This window comes from Streptococcus parapneumoniae, assembly GCF_037076355.1.
GTDB classification, from domain to species: Bacteria; Bacillota; Bacilli; order Lactobacillales; family Streptococcaceae; genus Streptococcus; species Streptococcus parapneumoniae.
Window position 1 is genome coordinate 188408 of record NZ_AP026968.1, and the last position, 9093, is coordinate 197500.

Below are 9093 nucleotides of genomic sequence, written 5' to 3' on the forward strand. Positions count from 1 at the left end.
ATGAAGACAGTTCAATTTTTTTGGAATTATTTTAAAGTCTATAAGCTATCATTTGTAGTTGTCATCCTGATGATTGTTCTGGCTACTCTTGCCCAAGCCCTCTTTCCGGTCTTTTCTGGACAAGCAGTAACAGAGCTAGCCAATTTAGTTCAAGCTTATCAAGATGGCAATCCAGAACTTGTTTGGCAAAGCCTATCAGGAATCATGTTCAATCTTGGTCTGCTGGTTTTGGTTCTATTTATCTCTAGTGTGATATACATGTGTCTCATGACGCGCGTGATTGCGGAGTCGACCAACGAGATGCGCAAAGGCCTCTTCGGTAAGCTTGCTCGGTTAACGGTTTCTTTCTTTGACCGCCGACAGGATGGCGATATCCTATCTCGTTTTACTAGTGATTTGGATAATATCCTCCAAGCCTTTAATGAAAGTCTGGTTCAGGTCATGAGCAATATTGTTTTATATATCGGTCTGATTCTTGTCATGTTTTCGAGAAATGTGACGCTGGCCCTCATCGCTATTGCCAGCACACCAGTAGCCTTCCTCATGCTGATTTTCATCGTGAAAATGGCACGCAAATACACCAACCTCCAGCAGAAAGAGGTAGGGAAGCTCAACGCCTATATGGATGAGAGTATCTCAGGTCAAAAAGCCGTGATTGTACAAGGAATTCAAGAGGATATGATGGCAGGATTTCTTGAACAAAATGAGCGCGTGCGCAAGGCGACCTTTAAAGGAAGGATGTTCTCAGGAATTCTTTTCCCTGTCATGAATGGGATGAGCCTGGTCAACACAGCCATCGTTATCTTTGCTGGTTCAGCTGTACTTTTGAATGATAAGTCTATTGAAACAAGTACAGCCTTAGGTTTGATTGTTATGTTTGCCCAATTTTCACAGCAGTACTACCAGCCTATTATCCAAGTTGCAGCTAGTTGGGGAAGCCTTCAGTTAGCCTTTACTGGGGCTGAACGGATTCAGGAAATGTTTGACGCAGAGGAAGAAATCCGACCTGAAAAGGCTCCAATCTTCACTCAGTTGCAAGAAGGTGTTGAAATCAGTCATATTGATTTCTCGTATTTGCCTGATAAACCTATTTTGAAAGATGTCAGCATTTCCGCTCCGAAAGGACAGATGACGGCGGTTGTTGGTCCAACAGGTTCAGGGAAAACGACTATTATGAACCTCATCAATCGCTTTTATGATGTTGATGCTGGTGGGATTTATTTTGACGGCAAAGACATCCGTGACTATGATTTAGATAGTCTCAGAAGCAAGGTGGGAATTGTCTTGCAAGATTCAGTCTTATTTAGTGGAACCATTCGAGACAATATCCGTTTCGGTATGCCAGATGCTAGTCAAGAAATGGTTGAGGCAGCAGCCAAAGCAACCCACATTCATGACTATATCGAAAGCTTACCTGATAAATACGATACTCTTATAGATGATGACCAGAGCATCTTCTCAACAGGACAAAAGCAATTGATTTCTATCGCTCGAACCCTGATGACAGATCCAGAAGTTCTCATTCTAGATGAAGCAACTTCAAACGTAGATACGGTGACAGAAAGCAAGATTCAGCATGCCATGGAGGCGGTTGTAGCAGGCAGAACTAGTTTCGTCATTGCCCACCGTTTGAAGACCATCCTCAATGCAGACCAGATTATTGTCCTCAAAGATGGAGAAGTCATTGAACGTGGTAACCACCATGAACTCTTGAAGTTAGGTGGATTTTACTCAGAACTCTATCACAATCAATTTGTTTTTGAATAAGAAAAAAGTTGTCCTATGTGGGCAGCTTTTTCTTGTCTATAAAAAATTTTTATCACGGCCTTTAAAAAAACATATTAGACGAAAGTCATTTTGAGTGATATGATAGGACTATCGTTAATATTCGAAAGGAGAGACATCATGGCTAGAACGGTTGTAGGAGTTGCTGCAAATCTATGTCCCGTAGACGCAGAAGGCAAAAACATTCATTCATCTGTATCTTGTAGATTCGCAGAGAGCATTCGTCAAGTCGGCGGTCTCCCTTTAGTCATTCCTGTTGGTGATGAGTCAGTTGTACGCGATTATGTGGAAATGATTGACAAACTCATTTTGACAGGAGGCCAAAATGTTCATCCTCAGTTTTATGGAGAGAAAAAGACCATCGAGAGTGATGATTACAATCTAGTACGTGATGAGTTTGAACTGGCTCTCCTGAAAGAAGCGCTTCGTCAGAATAAACCAATTATGGCAATCTGTCGCGGTGTCCAACTTGTCAATGTTGCCTTTGGTGGAACCCTCAATCAAGAAATCGAAGGTCACTGGCAAGGCCTACCTTTCGGAACATCTCACTCTATTGAGACAGTGGAAGGAAGCGTGGTGGCCAAGCTATTTGGGAAAGAAAGTCAGGTCAACTCTGTCCATCGTCAAAGCATTAAAGATTTGGCACCTAATTTCCGTGTAACTGCTATTGATCCAAGAGACCAGACCATCGAAGCGATTGAGTCTATCGATGAGCACCGCATTATCGGTTTGCAGTGGCATCCAGAGTTTCTGGTTAATGAAGAAGATGGTAATTTAGAATTATTTGAGTATTTATTGAATGAACTGTAACGACTGGAACATCTAGTCGTTCTTTCTTTTATTTTTTCAAAATTTTTGGAATGTGGGATTTTACGCAAACGTTTGAATTCTGATAAAAATTGGAGAAATTCGATAAAAAACTTGAAAAAAACGAAGGTAAGCGTTATGATAGAAAAGAAGAAATATTGGAGGAATAACATGTCACATATTAAATTTGATTATTCAAAAGTCTTAGACAAATTTGTTGCACCACATGAAGTGGAATACATGCAATCACAAGTAACAGCAGCAGATGAATTGATCCGTAAAGGAACTGGTGCTGGTAGCGACTTCTTGGGATGGTTGGATCTTCCTGAAAACTACGACCGTGAAGAATTTGACCGTATCTTGAAAGCTGCTGAGCAAATCAAATCAGACAGCGATGTCTTGGTTGTAATCGGTATCGGTGGATCTTACCTTGGTGCCAAAGCAGCAATCGACTTCTTGAACCACCATTTTGCTAACTTGCAAACAAAAGAAGAACGTAAAGCTCCACAAATCCTTTACGCTGGAAACTCAATCTCATCTACTTACCTTGCTGACTTGGTAGAGTATGTTGCAGACAAAGACTTCTCAGTAAACGTGATTTCTAAATCAGGTACAACAACTGAACCAGCTATCGCTTTCCGTGTTTTCAAAGAACTCTTGGTTAAGAAATACGGTCAAGAAGAAGCCAACAAACGTATCTATGCAACAACTGACCGCCAAAAAGGTGCTGTTAAGGTTGAAGCAGATGCTAACGGCTGGGAAACATTTGTTGTTCCAGATGACATCGGTGGACGCTTCTCAGTATTGACAGCAGTTGGTTTGCTTCCAATCGCTGCATCAGGAGCTGACATCAAAGCCCTTATGGAAGGTGCGAATGCAGCTCGCAAAGACTACACTTCAGACAAAATCTCTGAAAACGAAGCTTACCAATACGCAGCAGTTCGTAACATCCTTTACCGTAAAGGCTATGCAACTGAGATCTTGGTAAACTACGAGCCATCACTTCAATACTTCTCAGAATGGTGGAAACAATTGGCTGGTGAATCAGAAGGAAAAGACCAAAAAGGTATCTACCCAACTTCAGCCAACTTCTCAACTGACTTGCACTCACTTGGTCAATTTATCCAAGAAGGAACTCGTATCATGTTTGAAACAGTTGTCCGTGTTGACAAACCTCGTAAAAACGTGATTATCCCTAGCTTGGAAGAAGACCTTGACGGACTTGGTTACCTTCAAGGAAAAGACGTTGACTTTGTAAACAAAAAAGCGACTGATGGTGTTCTTCTTGCCCACACAGATGGTGATGTACCAAACATGTATGTGACTCTTCCAGAGCAAGACGCTTTCACTCTTGGTTACACTATCTACTTCTTCGAATTGGCTATCGCTCTTTCAGGTTACTTGAATGCTATCAACCCATTTGACCAACCAGGTGTTGAAGCTTACAAACGTAACATGTTTGCCCTTCTTGGAAAACCAGGATTTGAAGAATTGAGCAAAGAACTTAACGCACGTCTATAATAGAAGAAAAGAGTGGCTTGCCCACTCTTTTTACTCTCTTTATCCATAGAAATTGGACTCAGCCAAGACTTGTGATATAATATAGAGAGCAAAAAGGCAGACGCCTAGAGACTTTATAGGAGAAACTATGTCAAAAGATATCCGCGTACGTTACGCACCAAGTCCAACAGGACTACTACACATCGGAAATGCTCGTACAGCATTGTTCAACTATCTTTACGCCCGTCATCATGGTGGAACTTTTATTATCCGTATCGAAGATACTGACCGTAAACGTCATGTCGAAGATGGTGAACGTTCACAGCTTGAAAACCTTCGTTGGTTGGGCATGGATTGGGATGAAAGTCCAGAAACACATGAAAACTACCGTCAGTCTGAGCGTTTGGACTTGTATCAAAAATACATTGACCAACTATTAGCTGAAGGAAAAGCTTACAAATCTTATGTTACAGAAGAAGAATTAGCGGCTGAACGCGAACGCCAAGAAGCAGCTGGTGAAACACCTCGCTACGTAAATGAATACCTTGGCATGAGTGAAGAGGAAAAAGCGACTTACATCTCAGAACGTGAAGCAGCAGGAATCATCCCAACGGTTCGTTTGGCTGTCAATGAGTCAGGTATCTACAAGTGGCATGATATGGTTAAAGGCGATATTGAATTTGAAGGTGGCAATATTGGTGGTGACTGGGTTATCCAAAAGAAAGACGGTTACCCAACTTACAACTTTGCCGTTGTCATCGATGACCATGATATGCAAATCTCCCATGTTATCCGTGGAGACGACCACATTGCCAACACACCAAAACAGCTCATGGTTTATGAAGCCCTTGGTTGGGAAGCTCCAGAGTTCGGTCACATGACCTTGATTATCAATTCTGAAACTGGTAAGAAGTTATCTAAACGTGATACTAATACTCTTCAGTTTATCGAAGACTACCGTAAAAAAGGTTATTTACCAGAAGCAGTCTTTAACTTTATTGCTCTTCTTGGTTGGAACCCAGGTGGCGAAGATGAGATTTTCTCTCGTGAGGAACTCATTAAACTTTTCGATGAAAACCGCCTCAGCAAGTCTCCAGCAGCCTTTGACCAGAAAAAACTAGACTGGATGAGCAATGATTATATCAAGAATGCAGATTTAGAAACCATCTTTGAAATGGCAAAACCATTCCTAGAAGAAGCAGGACGTTTAACTGACAAAGCTGAAAAACTAGTTGAGCTCTATAAACCACAAATGAAATCAGTAGATGAAATTATTCCATTGACAGATCTTTTCTTCTCAGATTTCCCAGAATTGACAGAAGCAGAGCGCGAAGTCATGGCAGGTGAAACAGTCCCAACAGTTCTTGAAGCCTTCAAAGCAAAACTTGAAGCAATGACAGATGATGAATTTGTGACAGAAAATATCTTCCCACAAATTAAAGCAGTCCAAAAAGAAACAGGTATTAAAGGGAAAAATCTTTTCATGCCTATTCGTATCGCTGTTTCAGGTGAAATGCATGGTCCAGAGTTGCCAGATACGATCTTCTTGTTAGGCCGTGAAAAATCAATCCAGCATATCGAAAATATGTTAAAGGAAATCTCTAAATAAGGAGGATGCAACAATGGACATCTGGGAAAAGATGTATGAAGAAGCACAGAAGCTATACAATCCACATGAAGTATCAGACTTTGTTTATGCTAATCATGTTGTAGCTGCAGTAGAAGCAGAAGATGGACAAATATTTACAGGATTCTGTATGGAGGGAACCTGTGGTGTGTTCCATCTCTGCGCAGAGCGGGCAGCACTCTTCAATATGTACCAATTTTCAGGACAAACTAAGGTTAAAAAAGTATTAGCCTTTCGAGACAAACCACCTTATGGTGGAAGTTCAGGAATGCCCTGTGGAGCTTGCAGAGAATTCCTTTTAGAGTTGAACGCTGAAAATAAAGATGCAGAAGTCATGATGGACTATGATACAAGAAAAACAGTTAAAGTCGCAGAACTAATCCCCTATTGGTGGGGAGAAGAACGTGCTTCTAAGTTTAATGAACAATAGAAGAGTCAGTATAATTCTGGCTCTTTTTACTATAATTTGAAAAAGTTGATTTGAAAAAAAGGTAAATTCCCAAACTAAGTTCTACTGCTAATCCAAGTGGAAGTTGGTCTGATAAAAATCGTAAAAACCAGTGGAGATCCGTGTCAGCGTAAGTTCAACTGGTTTTAATCATGCTTGATTTCATAGCTTTTGTAGCCAAAATGAATCGAAAAAAAGAGCGCACAAAATCCCCTCATCTAAAAGCGTTTCAGATTAAGTTCCGCTATGGTGGAAGTTACTTTGAGAAGTTACCAAAGTCGAAAAAAATTAAAAAAAGTTTAAAAAAGGTGTTGACAAAGTTTGAAAAGTGGGTATAATAGTAAGAGTTGAAAATAACAGCTCTGGTCCGTTGGTCAAGGGGTTAAGACACCGCCTTTTCACGGCGGTAACACGGGTTCGAATCCCGTACGGACTATGGGTATGTTACGGTTGTAACACTTGATGAAAAAAGTTTTAAAAAAGTTTCAAAAAAGTGTTGACAAGCGAAAGCGACTGTGATATACTAATATAGTTGTCGCTTGAGAGAAGCGAGTGACAAAGACCTTTGAAAACTGAACAAGACGAACCAATGTGCAGGGCACTACAACTAAGGTTGTAGTACTGAACAATGAAAAAACAATAAATCTGTCAGTGACAGAAATGAGTGAGAACTCAAACTTTTAATGAGAGTTTGATCCTGGCTCAGGACGAACGCTGGCGGCGTGCCTAATACATGCAAGTAGAACGCTGAAGGAGGAGCTTGCTTCTCTGGATGAGTTGCGAACGGGTGAGTAACGCGTAGGTAACCTGCCTGGTAGCGGGGGATAACTATTGGAAACGATAGCTAATACCGCATAAGAGTAGATGTTGCATGACATTTGCTTAAAAGGTGCAAATGCATCACTACCAGATGGACCTGCGTTGTATTAGCTAGTTGGTGGGGTAACGGCTCACCAAGGCGACGATACATAGCCGACCTGAGAGGGTGATCGGCCACACTGGGACTGAGACACGGCCCAGACTCCTACGGGAGGCAGCAGTAGGGAATCTTCGGCAATGGACGGAAGTCTGACCGAGCAACGCCGCGTGAGTGAAGAAGGTTTTCGGATCGTAAAGCTCTGTTGTAAGAGAAGAACGAGTGTGAGAGTGGAAAGTTCACACTGTGACGGTATCTTACCAGAAAGGGACGGCTAACTACGTGCCAGCAGCCGCGGTAATACGTAGGTCCCGAGCGTTGTCCGGATTTATTGGGCGTAAAGCGAGCGCAGGCGGTTAGATAAGTCTGAAGTTAAAGGCTGTGGCTTAACCATAGTACGCTTTGGAAACTGTTTAACTTGAGTGCAAGAGGGGAGAGTGGAATTCCATGTGTAGCGGTGAAATGCGTAGATATATGGAGGAACACCGGTGGCGAAAGCGGCTCTCTGGCTTGTAACTGACGCTGAGGCTCGAAAGCGTGGGGAGCAAACAGGATTAGATACCCTGGTAGTCCACGCCGTAAACGATGAGTGCTAGGTGTTAGACCCTTTCCGGGGTTTAGTGCCGTAGCTAACGCATTAAGCACTCCGCCTGGGGAGTACGACCGCAAGGTTGAAACTCAAAGGAATTGACGGGGGCCCGCACAAGCGGTGGAGCATGTGGTTTAATTCGAAGCAACGCGAAGAACCTTACCAGGTCTTGACATCCCTCTGACCGCTCTAGAGATAGAGCTTTCCTTCGGGACAGAGGTGACAGGTGGTGCATGGTTGTCGTCAGCTCGTGTCGTGAGATGTTGGGTTAAGTCCCGCAACGAGCGCAACCCCTATTGTTAGTTGCCATCATTCAGTTGGGCACTCTAGCGAGACTGCCGGTAATAAACCGGAGGAAGGTGGGGATGACGTCAAATCATCATGCCCCTTATGACCTGGGCTACACACGTGCTACAATGGCTGGTACAACGAGTCGCAAGCCGGTGACGGCAAGCTAATCTCTTAAAGCCAGTCTCAGTTCGGATTGTAGGCTGCAACTCGCCTACATGAAGTCGGAATCGCTAGTAATCGCGGATCAGCACGCCGCGGTGAATACGTTCCCGGGCCTTGTACACACCGCCCGTCACACCACGAGAGTTTGTAACACCCGAAGTCGGTGAGGTAACCGTAAGGAGCCAGCCGCCTAAGGTGGGATAGATGATTGGGGTGAAGTCGTAACAAGGTAGCCGTATCGGAAGGTGCGGCTGGATCACCTCCTTTCTAAGGATAAGGAACTGCGCATTGGTCTTGTTTAGTCTTGAGAGGTCTTGTGGGGCCTTAGCTCAGCTGGGAGAGCGCCTGCTTTGCACGCAGGAGGTCAGCGGTTCGATCCCGCTAGGCTCCATTGGTGAGAGATCACCAAGTAATGCACATTGAAAATTGAATATCTATATCAAATAGTAACAAGAAAATAAACCGAAAACGCTGTAGTATTAATAAGAGTTTATGACTGAAAGGTCAGAAAATAAGGTTAAGTTAATAAGGGCGCACGGTGGATGCCTTGGCACTAGGAGCCGAAGAAGGACGTGACAAACGACGATATGCCTTGGGTAGCTGTAAGTAAGCGATGATCCAGGGATTTCCGAATGGGGGAACCCAACAGGTACTACCTGTTACCCGCATCTGTTAAGGATGTGAGGAGGAAGACGCAGTGAACTGAAACATCTAAGTAGCTGCAGGAAGAGAAAGCAAAAGCGATTGCCTTAGTAGCGGCGAGCGAAACGGCAGGAGGGCAAACCGAAGAGTTTACTCTTCGGGGTTGTAGGACTGCAATGTGGACTCAAAGATTATAGAAGAATGATTTGGGAAGATCAGCCAAAGAGAGTAATAGCCTCGTATTTAAAATAGTCTTTGTACCTAGCAGTATCCTGAGTACGGCGGGACACGTGAAATCCCGTCGGAATCTGGGAGGACCATCTCCC

General features: G+C 43.3%; 5 protein-coding genes, 2 tRNA genes and 2 rRNA genes (1 of these 9 running past the window's edge). All 9 read left to right on the forward strand.

Annotated features, from left to right (window positions below):
- On the forward strand, positions 1 to 1767 hold the full coding sequence (gene patB / locus SP4011_RS01020) for a multidrug efflux ABC transporter subunit PatB (protein ID WP_338619517.1): 1767 nt from the start codon (positions 1 to 3) through the stop codon (positions 1765 to 1767).
- A gap of 138 nt (positions 1768 to 1905) precedes the next feature.
- Positions 1906 to 2595 (forward strand): gamma-glutamyl-gamma-aminobutyrate hydrolase family protein, encoded by a 690-nt coding sequence (locus SP4011_RS01025; RefSeq protein ID WP_000124770.1) that lies wholly within the window; start codon positions 1906 to 1908, stop codon positions 2593 to 2595.
- 168 nt (positions 2596 to 2763) lie between these two features.
- Positions 2764 to 4113 (forward strand): glucose-6-phosphate isomerase, encoded by a 1350-nt coding sequence (locus tag SP4011_RS01030; protein WP_000018268.1) that lies wholly within the window; start codon positions 2764 to 2766, stop codon positions 4111 to 4113.
- Between the two features lie 127 nt (positions 4114 to 4240).
- Positions 4241 to 5701 carry a glutamate--tRNA ligase gene (gltX, locus tag SP4011_RS01035; protein ID WP_172927958.1) on the forward strand — a complete coding sequence of 487 codons (1461 nt, stop codon included), beginning with the start codon at positions 4241 to 4243 and terminating at the stop codon, positions 5699 to 5701.
- A 13-nt stretch (positions 5702 to 5714) separates the two neighbouring features.
- Positions 5715 to 6149 carry a cytidine deaminase family protein gene (locus tag SP4011_RS01040; protein ID WP_050243285.1) on the forward strand — a complete coding sequence of 145 codons (435 nt, stop codon included), beginning with the start codon at positions 5715 to 5717 and terminating at the stop codon, positions 6147 to 6149.
- A 382-nt stretch (positions 6150 to 6531) separates the two neighbouring features.
- Positions 6532 to 6603 (forward strand) — tRNA-Glu (locus SP4011_RS01045).
- A 243-nt stretch (positions 6604 to 6846) separates the two neighbouring features.
- A 16S ribosomal RNA gene (locus SP4011_RS01050) occupies positions 6847 to 8392 on the forward strand.
- Between the two features lie 51 nt (positions 8393 to 8443).
- Positions 8444 to 8516: transfer RNA gene (locus tag SP4011_RS01055), tRNA-Ala, on the forward strand.
- A 124-nt stretch (positions 8517 to 8640) separates the two neighbouring features.
- Positions 8641 to 9093, forward strand: a 23S ribosomal RNA gene (locus SP4011_RS01060); it runs 2448 nt beyond the window's last position.
- The 16S and 23S rRNA genes sit together here with 2 tRNA genes alongside, the layout of an rRNA operon.

Excerpts from the sequence above, each read along its gene's own strand:
- patB (WP_338619517.1), top strand. The coding sequence starts at position 1 with ATGAAGACAGTTCAATTTTTTTGGAATTATTTTAAAGTCTATAAGCTA.
- SP4011_RS01025 (WP_000124770.1), top strand. The coding sequence starts at position 1,906 with ATGGCTAGAACGGTTGTAGGAGTTGCTGCAAATCTATGTCCCGTAGAC.
- SP4011_RS01030 (WP_000018268.1), top strand. The coding sequence starts at position 2,764 with ATGTCACATATTAAATTTGATTATTCAAAAGTCTTAGACAAATTTGTT.
- gltX (WP_172927958.1), top strand. The coding sequence starts at position 4,241 with ATGTCAAAAGATATCCGCGTACGTTACGCACCAAGTCCAACAGGACTA.
- SP4011_RS01040 (WP_050243285.1), top strand. The coding sequence starts at position 5,715 with ATGGACATCTGGGAAAAGATGTATGAAGAAGCACAGAAGCTATACAAT.